Origin of the sequence: Pseudomonas sp. LAMO17WK12:I10 (assembly GCF_900215185.1) — a bacterium.
Lineage (GTDB): Bacteria > Pseudomonadota > Gammaproteobacteria > Pseudomonadales > Pseudomonadaceae > Aquipseudomonas > Aquipseudomonas chlororaphis.
In genome coordinates, this window is record NZ_OBDX01000030.1 from 38,460 (window position 1) to 53,753 (window position 15,294).

The 15,294-nt window shown below is 65.0% G+C and carries 13 protein-coding genes and 1 pseudogene; 7 read left to right on the plus strand and 7 right to left on the minus strand.

The annotated features are described in order from the left end of the window. From CRO75_RS26130 to CRO75_RS26145, 4 genes are all read left to right on the plus strand, one after another. Positions 1 to 1,059 carry an alpha-ketoacid dehydrogenase subunit beta gene (locus CRO75_RS26130; protein WP_009043319.1) on the plus strand — a complete coding sequence of 353 codons (1,059 nt, stop codon included), beginning with the start codon at positions 1 to 3 and terminating at the stop codon, positions 1,057 to 1,059. Beyond that, positions 1,060 to 2,358, plus strand: coding sequence for a dihydrolipoamide acetyltransferase family protein (locus CRO75_RS26135; RefSeq protein ID WP_097139180.1), 1,299 nt, complete (start codon positions 1,060 to 1,062; stop codon positions 2,356 to 2,358). A 3-nt stretch (positions 2,359 to 2,361) separates the two neighbouring features. Continuing rightward, positions 2,362 to 3,753: a dihydrolipoyl dehydrogenase gene (gene lpdA, locus CRO75_RS26140; protein ID WP_097139182.1), complete on the plus strand. Its 1,392-nt coding sequence runs from the start codon at positions 2,362 to 2,364 to the stop codon at positions 3,751 to 3,753. A gap of 294 nt (positions 3,754 to 4,047) precedes the next feature. Beyond that, positions 4,048 to 5,067: a branched-chain amino acid aminotransferase gene (locus CRO75_RS26145; RefSeq protein ID WP_062825447.1), complete on the plus strand. Its 1,020-nt coding sequence runs from the start codon at positions 4,048 to 4,050 to the stop codon at positions 5,065 to 5,067. Between the two features lie 83 nt (positions 5,068 to 5,150). Here the strand turns inward: CRO75_RS26145 and CRO75_RS26150 are convergent, their stop codons facing one another. The 6 genes from CRO75_RS26150 to CRO75_RS26175 all read right to left on the minus strand — a co-directional run bounded on the left by CRO75_RS26150 (position 5,151) and on the right by CRO75_RS26175 (position 11,683). After that, positions 5,151 to 6,035 carry an N-acetylmuramoyl-L-alanine amidase gene (locus CRO75_RS26150; RefSeq protein WP_097139184.1) on the minus strand — a complete coding sequence of 295 codons (885 nt, stop codon included), beginning with the start codon at positions 6,033 to 6,035 and terminating at the stop codon, positions 5,151 to 5,153. A gap of 231 nt (positions 6,036 to 6,266) precedes the next feature. Then, positions 6,267 to 7,064 (minus strand): transglutaminase family protein, encoded by a 798-nt coding sequence (locus tag CRO75_RS26155; protein WP_097139186.1) that lies wholly within the window; start codon positions 7,062 to 7,064, stop codon positions 6,267 to 6,269. After that, positions 7,061 to 8,011 (minus strand): alpha-E domain-containing protein, encoded by a 951-nt coding sequence (locus tag CRO75_RS26160; RefSeq protein WP_007925069.1) that lies wholly within the window; start codon positions 8,009 to 8,011, stop codon positions 7,061 to 7,063. Before CRO75_RS26160 ends, CRO75_RS26155 begins: the two co-directional genes overlap by 4 nt. A gap of 3 nt (positions 8,012 to 8,014) precedes the next feature. Next, on the minus strand, positions 8,015 to 9,424 hold the full coding sequence (locus tag CRO75_RS26165) for a circularly permuted type 2 ATP-grasp protein (RefSeq protein WP_009043313.1): 1,410 nt from the start codon (positions 9,422 to 9,424) through the stop codon (positions 8,015 to 8,017). A 919-nt stretch (positions 9,425 to 10,343) separates the two neighbouring features. Further along, entirely contained in the window at positions 10,344 to 10,841 is a 498-nt protein-coding gene (locus CRO75_RS26170) for an AAA family ATPase (protein WP_097139188.1), read from the minus strand. Positions 10,842 to 10,909: 68 nt separating this feature from the next. Further along, positions 10,910 to 11,683, minus strand: coding sequence for a helix-turn-helix transcriptional regulator (locus CRO75_RS26175; RefSeq protein ID WP_097139190.1), 774 nt, complete (start codon positions 11,681 to 11,683; stop codon positions 10,910 to 10,912). A gap of 81 nt (positions 11,684 to 11,764) precedes the next feature. Here CRO75_RS26175 and CRO75_RS26180 point away from each other — a divergent pair. From CRO75_RS26180 to CRO75_RS26190, 3 genes and pseudogenes are all read left to right on the plus strand, one after another. Next, positions 11,765 to 12,918: pseudogene (locus CRO75_RS26180) on the plus strand (cytochrome P450). After that, positions 12,918 to 13,265 carry an antibiotic biosynthesis monooxygenase gene (locus tag CRO75_RS26185; RefSeq protein ID WP_062825441.1) on the plus strand — a complete coding sequence of 116 codons (348 nt, stop codon included), beginning with the start codon at positions 12,918 to 12,920 and terminating at the stop codon, positions 13,263 to 13,265. The pseudogene CRO75_RS26180 and the gene CRO75_RS26185 overlap by 1 nt, the downstream one beginning before the upstream one ends. Before the next feature lie 91 nt (positions 13,266 to 13,356). Continuing rightward, positions 13,357 to 14,358, plus strand: coding sequence for an alpha/beta hydrolase (locus CRO75_RS26190; protein ID WP_097139192.1), 1,002 nt, complete (start codon positions 13,357 to 13,359; stop codon positions 14,356 to 14,358). On the opposite strand, the gene dmeF is transcribed toward CRO75_RS26190, so the two are convergent. Next, positions 14,333 to 15,283 carry a CDF family Co(II)/Ni(II) efflux transporter DmeF gene (dmeF, locus tag CRO75_RS26195; protein WP_097139195.1) on the minus strand — a complete coding sequence of 317 codons (951 nt, stop codon included), beginning with the start codon at positions 15,281 to 15,283 and terminating at the stop codon, positions 14,333 to 14,335. The genes CRO75_RS26190 and dmeF overlap by 26 nt on opposite strands. Positions 15,284 to 15,294 lie beyond the last annotated feature (11 nt).

Sequence of the window (15,294 nt, forward strand, 5' to 3'; positions counted from 1 at the left end):
ATGAACGACCACAACAACAATATCCAGTTGGACACCGCCATGACCACGACCACCATGACCATGATCCAGGCCCTGCGCTCGGCCATGGATGTGATGCTAGAGCGTGACGACAACGTGGTGGTGTTCGGCCAGGACGTCGGTTATTTCGGCGGCGTGTTCCGTTGCACCGAGGGCCTGCAGACCAAGTACGGCACCTCGCGGGTGTTCGACGCACCGATCTCGGAAAGCGGCATCGTCGGCGTCGCCGTCGGCATGGGCGCCTACGGCCTGCGCCCGGTGGCGGAAATCCAGTTCGCCGACTACGTCTACCCGGCCTCGGACCAGATCATTTCCGAAGCCGCGCGCCTGCGGTATCGCTCCGCCGGCCAGTTCACCGCCCCCATGACCCTGCGCATGCCCTGCGGCGGCGGCATCTACGGCGGCCAGACCCATAGCCAGAGCATCGAGGCGATGTTCACCCAGGTCTGCGGCCTGCGCACCGTGATGCCGTCCAATCCCTACGACGCCAAGGGCCTGCTGATCGCCTCCATCGAAAACGATGACCCGGTGATCTTCCTCGAGCCCAAGCGCCTGTACAACGGCCCGTTCGATGGCCACCACGACCGCCCGGTAACCCCCTGGTCGAAACACCCCTCGGCCCAGGTGCCGGACGGCTACTACAAGGTGCCGCTGGACGTCGCTGCCATCGCCCGGCCGGGCAAGGACGTCACCGTGCTGACCTACGGCACCACGGTGTATGTCTCGCAAGTGGCCGCCGAGGAAACCGGGATCGACGCCGAAGTCATCGACCTGCGCAGCCTGTGGCCGCTGGACCTGGAGACCATCGTCAAATCGGTGAAAAAGACCGGCCGCTGCGTGGTGGTCCACGAAGCCACCCGCACCTGCGGGTTCGGCGCCGAGCTGGTGTCGCTGGTGCAAGAACACTGCTTCCACCACCTGGAAGCGCCTATCGAGCGCGTGACCGGTTGGGACACTCCCTACCCGCACGCGCAGGAGTGGGCGTATTTCCCTGGCCCGTCCCGAGTGGGCGCGGCTTTGCAACGGGTCATGGAGGTCTGAATGGGCACGCACGTAATCAAGATGCCGGACATCGGCGAAGGCATCGCAGAAGTAGAACTGGCGCAGTGGCACGTCAAGGTCGGCGACCTGGTGGTCGAGGACCAGGTGCTGGCCGACGTCATGACCGACAAGGCCATGGTCGATATCCCCTCCCCGGTGCACGGCAAGGTCCTATCCCTGGGCGGCCAGCCCGGCGAAGTAATGGCGGTGGGCAGCATATTGATCAGCATCGAGGTCGAAGGCGCCGGCAACCTCAAGGCATCCGATCAGCTGCTCAAGGAACCCGCGGCTATTAAAGAAGCAGCACCCGCGGTAGCAGCGCCCAAGGTCGAAGCCGCGCCAGTGCTGGAAAGCAAACCCGCCGCCGCTTGCCGCCCCGCGCCACAGGCGCCCCAAATGCCAGTAGCCCGCAACGCCGACGAGCGCCCGCTGGCCTCCCCGGCCGTGCGCAAGCATGCGCTGGACTTGGGCATCGCGCTGCGCCTGGTGCAGGGCAGCGGCCCGGCCGGCCGCATCCTCCACGAAGACCTGGACGCCTACCTGGCCCAGGGCAATCAGCGCGCCCAGAGCGGCTCGGCGCCGTCCGGCTATGCCCAGCGTGACGACGAGGAGCAGTTCCCGGTGATCGGCATGCGCCGCAAGATCGCCCAGCGCATGCAGGAAGCCACCCAGCGCGCCGCCCACTTCAGTTATGTCGAGGAAATCGACGTCACCGCCTTGGAAGAACTGCGCGCGCACCTCAATGAAAAACACGGCGCCACCCGCGGCAAGCTGACCCTGCTGCCGTTCCTGGTGCGGGCCCTGGTCGTGGCCCTGCGCGACTTCCCGCAGATCAACGCGCGTTACGACGACGAAGCCCAGGTCATCACCCGCCACGGCGCGGTGCATGTCGGGGTGGCCACGCAAAGCGACGTCGGCCTGATGGTGCCGGTGGTGCGCCACGCCGAAGCCCGCAGCCTGTGGGACAGCGCCGCGGAAATCGCGCGCCTGGCTACAGCCGCGCGCAGCGGCAAGGCGGCCCGCGACGAACTGTCCGGCTCGACCATCACCCTGACCAGCCTCGGCGCCCTGGGCGGCATCGTCAGCACGCCGGTGCTGAACCTGCCGGAAGTGGCGATCGTCGGGGTGAACAAGATTGTCGAACGGCCAATGGTGATCAAAGGCCAGATCGTGGTCCGCAAGATGATGAACCTCTCCAGTTCCTTCGATCACCGGGTGGTCGACGGCATGGACGCGGCGCTCTTCATCCAGGCCATTCGCGGCCTGCTCGAACAACCCGCCAGTCTGTTCCTGGAGTAACCCATGCAACAAACTCTGAACACTACCTTGCTGATCATCGGCGGCGGTCCTGGCGGTTATGTGGCGGCGATCCGCGCCGGCCAGCTGGGCATCTCGACCATCCTGGTGGAAGGCCAGGCGCTGGGCGGCACCTGCCTGAACATCGGCTGCATCCCGTCCAAGGCGCTGATCCATGTCGCCGAGCAGTTCCAGCAGACCCGCCATCACAGCCAGGGCTCGGCCCTGGGCATCAACGTCTCGGCACCCACCCTGGACATCGGCAAGAGCGTGGAATGGAAAGACGGCATCGTCGACCGCCTGACCACTGGCGTCGCCGCCCTGCTGAAAAAGCACAAGGTCCAGGTGATCCATGGCTGGGCCAGGGTCGTCGACGGCAAGACCGTGGACATCGAAGGCGCCGACACCCGCATCCAGTGCGAGCACCTGCTGCTGGCCACCGGTTCGAAAAGCGTCAACCTGCCGATGCTGCCGCTTGGCGGGCCGATCATCTCCTCCACCGAAGCCCTGGCGCCCAAGGCCCTGCCCAAGCGCTTGATCGTGGTCGGCGGCGGCTATATCGGCCTGGAGCTGGGCATCGCCTACCGCAAGCTCGGCGCCGAGGTCAGCGTGGTCGAGGCCCAGGAGCGCATCCTGCCGGCCTATGACAGCGAGCTGACCCAACCGGTGCTCGAATCGGTGAAGCAACTGGGGATCAAGCTCTACCTCAAGCACAGCGTCGAAGGTTTCGATGCCGGGACCCACACCTTGCAGGTGCGTGACCCGAACGGCGACAGCCTGCAGCTGGAAACCGACCAGGTGCTGGTGGCGGTCGGGCGCAAGCCGAACACCCAGGGCTGGAACCTCGAGGCGCTGAACCTGGAGATGAACGGCTCGGCCCTGCGCATCGACCAGCGTTGCCAGACCAGCATGCGCAATGTCTGGGCCATCGGCGACCTCGCCGGCGAACCGATGCTCGCGCACCGGGCCATGGCCCAGGGCGAGATGGTCGCCGAGCTGATCGCCGGCCAGCATCGGGAATTCAACCCAACGGCCATTGCCGCGGTGTGCTTCACCGACCCGGAACTGGTGGTGGTCGGCAAGACCCCGGGCGAGGCCAAGGCCGCCGGCCTGGACTGCATCGTGTCGAACTTCCCGTTCGCCGCCAATGGCCGCGCCATGACCCTGGAATCGAAAAGCGGTTTCGTGCGGGTGGTGGCACGCCGTGACAATCACCTGATTGTCGGCTGGCAGGCGGTGGGCGTCGGCGTGTCCGAGCTGTCCACGGCCTTCGGCCAGTCCCTGGAAATGGGCGCGCGCCTGGAAGATATCGCCGGCACCATCCACGCCCACCCGACCCTGGGCGAGGCGGTGCAGGAAGCGGCATTGCGGGCCCTGGGCCACGCCTTGCATCTGTAAACGCCACACCGGGAGGCAACACCCTGTAGCTGCTGCCGCAGGCTGCGATAAGGCCCGCAGGGCCTTCCAGGATCTCAAGAGCACGTCCTCTTCGAGGCCGATCGCAGCCTTCGGCAGCGGCTACAGGGCGCTCCACGGGACGACAGGAGGGTTCATGAGCAGGCCAGGTTTTTTTGCTGCCCCTCCCATCGCCCGGGATGCGGTGCCCCCCCGGAATGCAGTATTGTTGTGCCCATCCAAAAAACGTCAGAAGCCTTGAGCCGTTGCGACGGTTGTTAAGCGATAGAGGGTGTCATGGGTAACGAAAGCATCAATTGGGACAAGCTGGGTTTTGACTACATCAAGACAGACAAGCGCTATCTGTCGCACTGGCGGAACGGCGAGTGGGACACAGGCACCCTGACCGAAGATAACGTGCTGCACATCAGCGAAGGCTCCACCGCCCTTCACTATGGCCAGCAGTGCTTCGAAGGCCTGAAGGCCTACCGCTGCAAGGACGGTTCGATCAACCTGTTCCGCCCGGACCAGAACGCCGCCCGCATGCAGCGCAGCTGCGCGCGCCTGCTGATGCCGCAGGTGTCCACCGAGCAGTTTGTCGAAGCGTGCAAGCAAGTAGTGCGCGCCAACGAACGCTTCATCCCGCCTTACGGCACCGGCGGCGCGCTGTACCTGCGCCCGTTCGTGATCGGCGTGGGTGACAACATCGGCGTGCGTACCGCCCCCGAGTTCATCTTCTCGATCTTCGCCATTCCGGTCGGCGCCTACTTCAAGGGCGGCCTGACCCCGCACAACTTCCTGATCTCCACCTACGATCGCGCGGCGCCACAAGGCACCGGCGCGGCCAAGGTCGGTGGCAACTACGCCGCCAGCCTGATGCCAGGTTCGGAAGCCAAGAAGAAGCACTTCGCCGACTGCATCTACCTGGACCCTTTGACCCACTCGAAGATCGAGGAAGTCGGTTCGGCCAACTTCTTCGGCATCACCTTTGATAACAAATTCGTCACGCCGAAGTCGCCGTCGGTACTGCCGGGCATCACCCGCCTGTCGCTGATCGAACTGGCCAAGACCCGCCTGGGCCTGGAAGTGATCGAAGGCGACGTGCTGATCGACAAGCTGTCGGACTTCAAGGAAGCCGGTGCCTGCGGCACCGCCGCGGTGATCACGCCGATCGGCGGCATCGAGTACCAGGACAAGCTGCATGTGTTCTACAGCGAAAAAGAAGTCGGCCCGATCACCCAGAAGCTCTACAAAGAGCTGACCGGCGTACAGACCGGCGACGTCGAAGCGCCAGCCGGCTGGATCGTCAAGGTCTGACCTGACGCCCCCCGGCAGCAAAAAGCCCGCCTTTCACTTGCGTGATCGGCGGGCTTTTTTCATGGGCGCCGAAACCTGTGCCCCTAGCCGAGCGCCGCCACTTCCGGCGACAGCAGAATGGCGCTCGCCTTGTCCTTGCCGTGATATTTGTCGATCAGGGAAAACAGGATGGCAGCCGTGCGGATATCCACGATCCCGCTGACATTCTCCTGGTTAAAGCGCATCTGGAAAGCTTCCACTACCCTTTCCGGTTGTTGGTCCAGATAGCCATAACCATAGGTTTGCAGCGCCTTCGTGACCTGGACCATGCTCGGCGGCGACACGCTGAAACGAGTCAGGTAGTCGTCGAGGGTGCGCTCGTCGGGCCAGGCGCCAATGCCGGCTTCGGCAAGCCGTTTCCAGGGAAAGAACGGCCCCGGATCGATCTTGCGCCCGGGGGCGATATCCGAGTGCCCGACGATGTCCGTCGGCTGTATGTCGTACTTCCTGACCAGGTCCCGGGTCAGGCTGATCAGCAGTTCTATCTGGCGCTCGTTGTAGGGCTCGCCCAGCAACTGGCCGGTGTCCTTGTCCCAACCCGCGTTGACGATCTCGATCCCGAGCGAGGTGTCGTTCAGGTTGCTACGGTTCTTCCACTGGCTCACTCCCGCATGCCAGGAGCGGTCGTGGTCATCGACCAACTGGTCGGCCACCGGCAGGCCCTTGTAGGTCTTCGGCCGGTCGGAAATCAGGTAGTTGGCGCTGACGTGTTCCGATCGCGTCAGCGTTTCGAAGGACTGCGCCTGATCGAGCGCGGTGTAGTGCAGGACCAGGAAACGGATCCGATGGTTCTTCGCCACCGCCCTTTCGCCTTTCGAAAGGACGTAGCCGTCTTTCTCCGTGAGCGTGGCCTCGGAGGTGTCTTGGTTGCTGCTGGTACAACCGGTCATCGCCAGCAAGAGGCTTAAGACCGTGGTGTATTTCTTCATGACTTGCCCTTGAACGTTGCTTTCCTTTCCCCGCCCGGCTTGCTGCGTTGCAGGCCTGCGGAGTGGCGCATGCTAGGGACCGGGAGGAAAGACTGTCTTTAGGAAAAGTCCGAAAGTCGCTGAGAAAGTCCGACGACAGAGAGCGCGGATGATGGGCCACGCAGGGCTACTACGCCCCAAGGGGTGGGCATGCCGGGGCCGGCATGCCCGATAGTGCGGGAAAGTTCGCGGTTACTGGTGCTGGACCTGGAACATCGAGTTCACCTGGACCTGTGCCAGCATGTGTTCGGCGCCACCGCCGCGACGCATGCCGCGCACCGGGCAGGCGTCAAGGTAGTCGAGGCCGACCGCCAGCTTCAGGTGCCGCTCGGGCCGGGCCAGGCGGTTGGTCACGTCGAAGCTGTACCAGCCGCCGTCGATCCAGGCCTCCGCCCAGGCGTGGCTGGCCAGGTGGCTTTCGTCTTCGGTGCACAGGTAGCCGGAGACATAACGCGCGGGAATCCCCAGGCCGCGGGCGCAGGCCAGGAACGCATGGGTGTGGTCCTGGCAGACCCCGACCCGGCCGGCGAAAGCCTCGGCCGCGGTGGTGTCCACCGTGGTCGCGCCCGGGCTGTAGACCATGTGTGCGGCCAGGGCGTGCATCAGCTCGATCAGCGCCGCGCGGTCGCGCCGGGTGCCGCAGTGTTGCGCGGCAAAGGCGCCGAGAGCCGCGTCGGCCTTGGTCAGCGGGCTGCTGCGCAGGAACGGCAGCGGCGACTGGCTGTCGTGTTCCATCTCCCGGGCCTGGTCGATTTCCACCTGGCCATAGGCGCTCAGGACCAGGGCGCCATGGGGTTCGTCCATGGTCAGCACGTGCAGGATATTGCCGTAGGGATCGAGCTGGCTGCGCACCAGGCGCGGCAGTTCCAGGTGCCACTCGAGGATGTGCTGGCGCTCGCTGTTCTGCGGGGTCAGGCGCAGGAACTGGATGCTGGTGCAGACTTCATCAGCGTAGCTGTAGGTGGTGTCGTGGCGTATGGAAAGTTTCATACAACCTCCAGATAGGATTCGTGGACGGTCTGCCCCAGGTGACGGATCTGGGCGATGAAGTCGCTCAGCCACAGGTGCAAGCCCGACGCGAGGATCTCGTCGATCCCGGTGTAGCGCAGGCGCGCGTTCAGCTCGGCGGCCAGGCGCTGGGCCGGACGGCCGTTGTTGCCCGGCAGGCTGGCGAGGATCTGGTCCAGCTCCTCGACGCAGGCATGCAGCGAGCGTGGTACGTCGGCGCGCAACAGCAGCATCTCGGACACCTGCTCGGCCCCCGGCGCGTTGCGGTAAATCTCGTTGAACGCCTCGAACGAGGACAGGGCGCGGAGCAAGGCGCTCCACTGGTAGTAGCCGCGGGCCGAGTTGTCGCTGACCTCCTCCGACTCCTCGCCGAACATTTCGTAGCGCGCATCCAGCAGGCGCAGGGTGTTGTCGGCCCGCTCGATAAAGGTGCCCAGGCGAATGAAGCAATAGGCGTCGTTGCGCATGATGGTGCCCGAGGTCGCGCCGCGGAACAGGTGCGAGCGCTCCTTGACCCACTCGCAGAAATGGCTGATGCCGTAGCGCCCCAGGCCGCTCTTGGCGATGTTGCGCATCTCCAGCCAGGTGGCGTTGATGTTTTCCCACATGTCGGCGGTGATGCGCCCGCGCACTGCGTGGGCGTTGGTCCGCGCCGCCCGCAGGCAGCAATAGATACTGCCGGGGTTGGTCTCGTCGAGGGCGAAGAAGTGCAACATGCGTTCGGTGTTCAACTCGCCGTAACGCTGGTTGTAGTCGTCCAGGGTGCCGGCGGCCAGCAGCGACATCGCCAGCTCGGCATGGCCGTCGCTACGCCCCGCCTGGGGCATCAGCGACAGCGAGTAACTGACTTCGAGCATGCGCGCCAGGTTCTCGGCGCGCTCCAGGTAACGGGACATCCAGTAGAGGTCTGCAGCGGTTCTTGAAAGCATTGGTCAATCCTCCACGACCCAGGTGTCTTTGGTGCCGCCGCCCTGCGACGAGTTCACTACCAGCGAGCCTTCACGCAAGGCCACGCGGGTCAGGCCGCCCGGCACCAGGCGGGTTTCGCTGCCCGACAGGACGAACGGACGCAGGTCGATATGCCGCGGGGCGATGCCGTTCTCGACAAAGGTCGGGCACGTCGACAGGCACAGGGTGGGTTGGGCGATATAGGCCTCCGGGCGGGCCTTGAGCCGGGCGCGGAAGTCTTCGATCTCCGCCGCGGTGGCCGCCGGCCCCACCAGCATGCCGTAGCCGCCGGAGCCCTGGGTTTCCTTGACCACCAGGTCCGGCAGGTTGGCCAGTACGTGGGACAGTTCCTCGGGTTTGCGGCATTGCCAGGTCGGCACGTTCTTCAGGATCGGTTCCTCGCTCAGGTAGAAGCGGATCATCTCGTCGACATAGGGGTAGATCGACTTGTCGTCCGCCACCCCGGTGCCCACCGCGTTGGCCAGCACCACGTTGCCGGAACGGTAGGCGGCGATCAGCCCGGGCACGCCGAGCATGGAGTCGGGGTTGAACGACAAGGGGTCGAGGAAGGCGTCGTCGAGGCGGCGGTAGATCACATCCACCGCCTGGGCACCGGAGGTGGTGCGCATGAATACGCGGTCGTCGCGCACGAACAGGTCGGCGCCTTCCACCAGCTCCACGCCCATCTCCCGGGCCAGGAACGCATGCTCGAAATAGGCGCTGTTGAAGCGCCCCGGGGTCAGCACCACCACCGTCGGGTTGTCCAGCGGGCTGGAGCTTTTCAGGGTATCGAGCAACAGGTTCGGGTAGTGGTCGATGGGCGCCACCCGTTGCGCGGCGAAGAGTTCGGGGAACAGGCGCATCATCATCTTGCGGTCTTCGAGCATGTAGCTCACGCCGCTGGGGGTGCGCAGGTTGTCTTCCAGCACGTAGTAGCTGCCGTCGCCGTCACGCACCAGGTCGACGCCGGAGATGTGCGAATAGATATTGCGGTGCAAATCCAGGCCGCGCATCGCCACCTGGTAACCCTCGTTGGCCAGCACCTGCTCGGCCGGGATGATGCCCTCCTTGAGAATGCGTTGCCCGTGGTAGATATCGGCCAGGAACATGTTCAGGGCCTGGACCCGCTGGATGCAGCCGCGCTCGACGTTCCGCCATTCGCTGGCCTTGATGCTGCGCGGGATGATGTCGAAGGGAATCAGCCGTTCAGTGCCTTGCTCGTCACCGTACAACGTGAAGGTGATGCCAGCGCGGTGGAACAGCAGGTCGGCTTCGCGCCGACGCTGGTCCAGCAGCTCCACGGGAGTGTCCGCCAGCCAGCGGGCGAACTCCTGGTAATGTGGGCGGCAGCCACCACTCGCATCATACATTTCGTTAAAAAAAGCACGGGACATACCCCAACTCCTCGCCGTGGTTTAAACGGCTTTTTTATTTAAACTCTCTGTTTCAATAAATCGGGCCTTACGCTGTGCGATAGAAACTGTTCTGTTGAGCACCTCATTGTGCGGCTTGAATATTCCGCTCGATGCTGGCGGAAATACCCCCACTTATTGACGCCAGTCGCTTGGCGAAACTTCCCGTATGGATTTTCGGCAATGGATCGCCCGCGATGACGTCCATTGATTGTGGAACTCGTCACCTCCTTTTTCGTTTTAATGTGAACTTTCAATCTGAAAGTTTTCCGAAACTTCGACAGCACACTTCACTGGAATTCGAAGGCTGTTTATCTGCTGTAGCAATCGCTGTGCCCAAACCCCGCCTCCCTGCAAATAAAGTCCCCAAGGGTGAAAAAACGCCCGCTTGACGGCATTTTTCACTCAACCACGGGGCCCCATCCCCGGTTGACGCTGAAACGTTTTATCCGGAAAGCCGCCTGAACGGCTTTGCACAACACTGGCGCGAACGAAAAAAGTGCAGAAACTGTCGAGGAAGGTTTTTTTGCCCTGACACGGGGATTTTTGGCAAAGCAGCTGTTATCGCTTTGCACAAAGCAAGAGTTGACGCGGCCTGCCGAGAGAAAGAACAGCGCACCATTAGCGGTCCGGAAAACGCACCAACGGCGAACGAAACACCCAATAGCGCCAACTATTGGCGCAATTTCAGCTTTTCGCCAGCGCTAGTTTGTAAAAGTGTCGGACATAATTGAACCGGGCATTTCCGACTTTGCACGGTTCGCGCCCGAAGGAATAACGTTCGCCGACGTTATCCGCCGAAGTCTTCATTCCAGTGTTTATCGATTATCGCCACTGCCTACCCTTGCAGGAGCGAGCTTGCTCGCGATACAGGCACCGCGGCAGATCAGGCACACCGACGTTAAAGCCCTTCCAGATGCCCGACGATGATCCGCACCGCCTCGGCTGGCGATAACAGCGAACTGTCCAGCCTCAAGCGCTCACCGCTCCAGGCCTGGTAATCGTGATCGAGCACCGACTGCCAGCTCGGCGGACGCAGGCCGGGCACATCCGCCTCACGGTTTTCCACCCGGCGCCGGTGCTCGGCGAGGTCCGTGCAGACCACCTCGATGTTGAGCAACGGGCTCTGCTCGGCTTCGGCTATGCCCTGCCAGGCCTGGCGGCTCTCGGCGACCGGATTGACGCAATCGGCCACCACCCGGTTGCCCAGGGCCAGGTTGCTGCGGGCCAGGGCATTGGCGATGTCGTACCCGGCCTTGCCGACTTCCGCCAGCCCGCCGTTGCGCAGTGCCTGCTCGATGTTGTCGATGCGCAGGTAGGTGGCCCGCAGATGGCTGGCCAGGGCCCGGGCGATGGTGGTCTTGCCGCTGCCGGGCAGGCCACTGAAGACGATGAGCATAGGCAGAACTCCAGGCCGGGACTGCATTTGGAGGCTGACGGCAACGCCAGCCATGGGGTTGATAACCGCTATGAAGCCTGGGTAACGGCCGGGCGACCCGGTTTGGCAACGTTCCTGACACGCAGGGCCGGGCTGCCCGGTTCTTCGATCCGGACGGCGAACCGACTGGCGAGCTCCTTGCGCCCCAGGGCGGTCAAGCCCAGCGCCCGGCTGTCCAGGTCCTGGGTCAGCCATTTGCGCCGGATTGCCTCCTGCAACAACGCCGCCCCCAGCGCCCCGCCCAGGTGCGGGCGGCGCATGCTCCAGTCCAGGCACGGGCAGGCAAAGCGCCGGCGCAGGCTGGCCAGAGCTTGCACATCGATGCCCAGCCCAACAAAAAACCCTTCGCCAGCCGGGCTCAGAACGTACTCCTGGGAGCCCTCCTGCGGCTCCTGCAACCAGCCGGCCTCGAGCAGGCGGTCATGCAGCTGCACCGCCAGGGTGCCGGCCATATGGTCGTAACAGGTACGGGCGAACTGCAGGCGGTCCGGAGTGCGCGGGCTGAACCCGGGCGCGGCGTTGCGGCCGATCACCATCAGCGCTTCCAGGGCCTGGGCCACGCGTTTGTCGGCGAGGCTGTAGTAACGGTGGCGGCCCTGCACATGCAGGCGCACCAGGGCCAGTTCCTTGAGCTTGCCCAAGTGCGCGCTGGCGGTGGAGGCGCTGACATCGGCGATCGCCGCCAGCTCGGTGCTGGTGCGCGCGTGGCCATCCATCAGCGCGCAGAGCATTTTCGTCCGCGCCGGCTCGGCAATGGCCGCGGCGACCTGGGATACGGCGTTGTCGTGCTGCTGTGCATTCATATTTCGCTCCCGAACGAATCGTGCCCCTCGCAGGTTGCCGATAGTAGCAACACTTCTCCCCCGCGAATAAGGCCGCACGCCATGGACCCGATCACCGCCGTCACCCACGCCGATCCCTACCCTTACTACGCCAGCCTGCGGGCCCGGGGCGGACTGGCCTTCGACCCCGGACTGGGAATGTGGCTGGCCAGCAGCGCCGCAGCGGTGGCCGCGGTGCTGGCCCATCCCGAGTGCCGGGTACGTCCTGCGCACGAGCCGGTGCCCCAAGGCATAGTCGGCGGTGCCGCCGGCCAAGTGTTCGGCCTGCTGATGCGGATGAACGACGGCGAACGCCAGCGTTGCCCCCGGGCCGCCATCGAGCCGGGCCTGCAACAGGTGCATGCCGAGGAAGTCAGCCAGCGGGTCGCCGCCCTGCTGCTGGGCCTGCCAAGCGATACCCCGGCCAGGCTGCATGACTGCCAGTTCCACCTGCCGGTGGCGGTGGTCGCCGGGCTGCTGGGCTTTGCCGCGCACCAATTGCCGGCGATTGCCGGGCTGACCCGGGACTTTGTCGCCTGCCTGTCGCCTGCCTGTCGCCGGCCAGCGACCGGGCACAACGGGATGCCGCCCATCGGGCGGCCGGACAACTGACTCGACGCTTTGAGGTTCTGCTCGATCAGCCGCCCGTCAGCCCACTGTTGCAACGGATCGTCGCAGGCTTCAACGCTCAAGATCGCGACAGCCTGATCGCCAACCTGATCGGCCTGTTGTCCCAGACCTTCGAAGCCAGCGCCGGGCTGATCGGCAATACCCTCTGCGCCCTGCTGGGCGATCGCCGGTTGCTCGCGGACCTGCGAGCGGCGCCCACCCGGGTCGCCGACCTGCTGGCCGAAGTGCAGCGCCACGATCCGCCGGTGCAGAACACCCGGCGCTTCGTCGCCGCGCCTTGCAGCATCGCCGGGGTGACGCTGGAGCCCGGCGCAGTGGTGCTGGTGTTGCTGGCCTCGGCCAATCGCGACCCGCAGTTGAACCCGCAGCCGGATCGCCTGCTGCTCGAACGCCAGGCGCGGCGCAGTTTCAGCTTTGGCAGCGATCGCCACCAATGCCCCGGCCAAGAGTTGGCCCTGGCCATCGCCAGCGCGGTGGTCGGTGCGCTGGCGCGGCAATCGACCCTCGACCAGCCCATCGCCTGGACTTACAAACCCTCGCTCAACGGGCGCATCCCCTTGTTCACTAGCCTGCCGGAGTCGCACTGATGATCGCCGTGATATTCGAGGCCCTGCCCCGCCCGGAACATCGTCAGCGTTACCTGGACCTCGCCGCCGCGTTGAAACCGCTGCTGCTGGAGATCGACGGCTTCATTTCCATCGAACGTTTCCAGAGCCTGAGCGAGCCGGACAAGCTGCTGTCCCTGTCGTTCTGGCGCGACGAGCAAGCGGTCGAAGCCTGGCGCACCCTGGAACGCCATCGCACGGCCCAGGCCCTGGGGCGGACCCAGGTGTTCGCCGACTACCGGCTGCGGGTCGCCGAGGTGGCGCGCGACTACGGGCTGACCCAGCGCGAGCAGGCGCCGGCGGACAGCCGCCGGGCCCATGCCGGGTAACACTGCTGGGCGCCTATTCGACCAATGAATGGTGCTCAGAGGGTGATCGGGCTTCTGCTAGGGTCATGCTTGGACCCGGGAGGACAGGATCATGAGCCAGATCACCCAACACGCCCTGAAGCTCAATGGCATCGAATTGCACCTGCATGCCGCCGGCCCGCTGGACGGCCCGCCGGTGTGGCTGCTGCATGGGTTTCCCGAGTGCTGGTATTCGTGGCGCCGGCAGGTCGCGCCTCTGACGGCCGCCGGCTACCGGGTGCTGCTCCCGCAGATGCGCGGCTACGGCGACAGCAGCGCCCCCGAGGAGGTGGCGGCCTATGACGTGTTGACCCTGTGCGCCGATATTCAACAAGCGATGGATGCCCTGGGCCAGGAGCAGGCCTGCATCGTCGGTCACGACTGGGGCGCCGTGGTGGCCTGGCATCTGGCGCTGCTGGAGCCGCAACGGGTCAAGGCCCTGGTGACCCTGTCGGTGCCGTTCGCCGGCCGCCCGAAACGCCCGGCCGTGGAGATCATGCGCGAGCTGTTCGCCGAGCGTTTCAACTACATCCTGTACTTCCAGGAACCCGGCGTCGCCGAGCGGGAACTGGACGCCGACATCGACCGCAGCCTGCTGCATTTCATGCACGACTGCGAACGCCTGCTGGATGAAAAAAGCCCGTCGGCCCTGCTGTTCGAGGGCATGCCTGCGCGCCACGCACCGCCCGCCTGGTGCACGCCGGAGGATTTTGCGGTGTACCGGCGCACCTTTGCAGGGCGAGGTTTTCGCGGCGCCTTGAACTGGTACCGCAACTTCGAGCGCAACTGGCAACGGACCGAACACCTGGGCGAATGCCAGGTGAGCCAACCCACCCTGTTCATGATCGGCGACCGCGACCCGGTGGGCCAGCTGGAAGCCCGCACGCTGGAGCGCATGCCCGGCAAGGTGCCGCGCCTGGAACAGCATCGGCTGGCGGATTGCGGGCACTGGATCCAAAGCGAACAGGCCGCAGAGGTCAATCTGCGGCTGTTGGATTTTCTGCGCCGGCATTACCCCTGCCCGCCTGCGGCCCGGACAGGGGCCAGCGTTACAGACTGCGGTGCTCGAGGGTGAGGTGCGACAGTTCGTGGACCGGCGCCAGGCGCTGGCGGATGGTCTCGGCGCTGACGCCGGCGGCCGCCACCACACTGACAATCGCCGCCCGCGCCTGCGGGCCGACCTGCCACACATGCAGGTCGGTGATGCGCGCATCGCCGGCGGCTTCCACCGACTGGCGAATCTCGCCGGCCAGTTGTTCGTCCGTGGTGTCGAGCAGTACCGCCGCGCTGGACTTCATCAGGCTATACGCCCAACGGGCGATCACCACCGCGCCAACGATGCCCATCACCGGGTCGAGCCAGACCCACCCCAGGTAACGCCCCGCCAGCAATGCGGCGATGGCCAGGACCGAAGTCAGGGCATCGGCCAGCACATGGACGTAGGCCGAGCGCAGGTTGTTGTCGTGGTGATGGCCGTGCCCGTGTGAATGCTCGTGCGGATGCTCATGAGCCTGCTGATCAACGTGGCCGTGATGGGCGTGGCCGCCGGAAAGCAGCAAGGCACTGACGATGTTCACCAGCAGCCCGGCCACGGCGATCACAGTCGCCTCGGTGAAGGCCACCTGGGTCGGCTGCAACAGCCGCAGCAACGACTCGCCGGCAATGCCGATGGCCACCAGGCCGAGGATCAGCGCCGAAGCGAACCCCGCCAGGTCGCCGACCTTGCCGGTGCCGAAGCTGAAACGCGCGTTGTCGGCATTGCGCCGGGCAAAACCGTAGGCCGCCGCCGCGATGCCCAGGGCCCCGGCGTGGGTCGCCATGTGGAAACCATCGGCGAGCAAGGCCATGGAACCGGTGAGATAACCGGCGGCGATTTCGCCAATCATCATGACGAAGGTCAGCGCCACCACCCACAATGTGCGCCGGGCGTTTTCATCGTGGGCGGCACCGAGGAAGTGGTGGTCGTGGGTCAAGCCTGCCGCTGGCAAGGTCGGGCGCATGGTGTGGCCTC

Coding starts and splice junctions, on each gene's coding strand:
- CRO75_RS26130 (WP_009043319.1), top strand. CDS start 1: ATGAACGACCACAACAACAATATCCAGTTGGACACCGCCATGACCACG.
- CRO75_RS26135 (WP_097139180.1), top strand. CDS start 1,060: ATGGGCACGCACGTAATCAAGATGCCGGACATCGGCGAAGGCATCGCA.
- lpdA (WP_097139182.1), top strand. CDS start 2,362: ATGCAACAAACTCTGAACACTACCTTGCTGATCATCGGCGGCGGTCCT.
- CRO75_RS26145 (WP_062825447.1), top strand. CDS start 4,048: ATGGGTAACGAAAGCATCAATTGGGACAAGCTGGGTTTTGACTACATC.
- CRO75_RS26150 (WP_097139184.1), bottom strand. CDS start 6,035: ATGAAGAAATACACCACGGTCTTAAGCCTCTTGCTGGCGATGACCGGT.
- CRO75_RS26155 (WP_097139186.1), bottom strand. CDS start 7,064: ATGAAACTTTCCATACGCCACGACACCACCTACAGCTACGCTGATGAA.
- CRO75_RS26160 (WP_007925069.1), bottom strand. CDS start 8,011: ATGCTTTCAAGAACCGCTGCAGACCTCTACTGGATGTCCCGTTACCTG.
- CRO75_RS26165 (WP_009043313.1), bottom strand. CDS start 9,424: ATGTCCCGTGCTTTTTTTAACGAAATGTATGATGCGAGTGGTGGCTGC.
- CRO75_RS26170 (WP_097139188.1), bottom strand. CDS start 10,841: ATGCTCATCGTCTTCAGTGGCCTGCCCGGCAGCGGCAAGACCACCATC.
- CRO75_RS26175 (WP_097139190.1), bottom strand. CDS start 11,683: ATGAATGCACAGCAGCACGACAACGCCGTATCCCAGGTCGCCGCGGCC.
- CRO75_RS26185 (WP_062825441.1), top strand. CDS start 12,918: ATGATCGCCGTGATATTCGAGGCCCTGCCCCGCCCGGAACATCGTCAG.
- CRO75_RS26190 (WP_097139192.1), top strand. CDS start 13,357: ATGAGCCAGATCACCCAACACGCCCTGAAGCTCAATGGCATCGAATTG.
- dmeF (WP_097139195.1), bottom strand. CDS start 15,283: ATGCGCCCGACCTTGCCAGCGGCAGGCTTGACCCACGACCACCACTTC.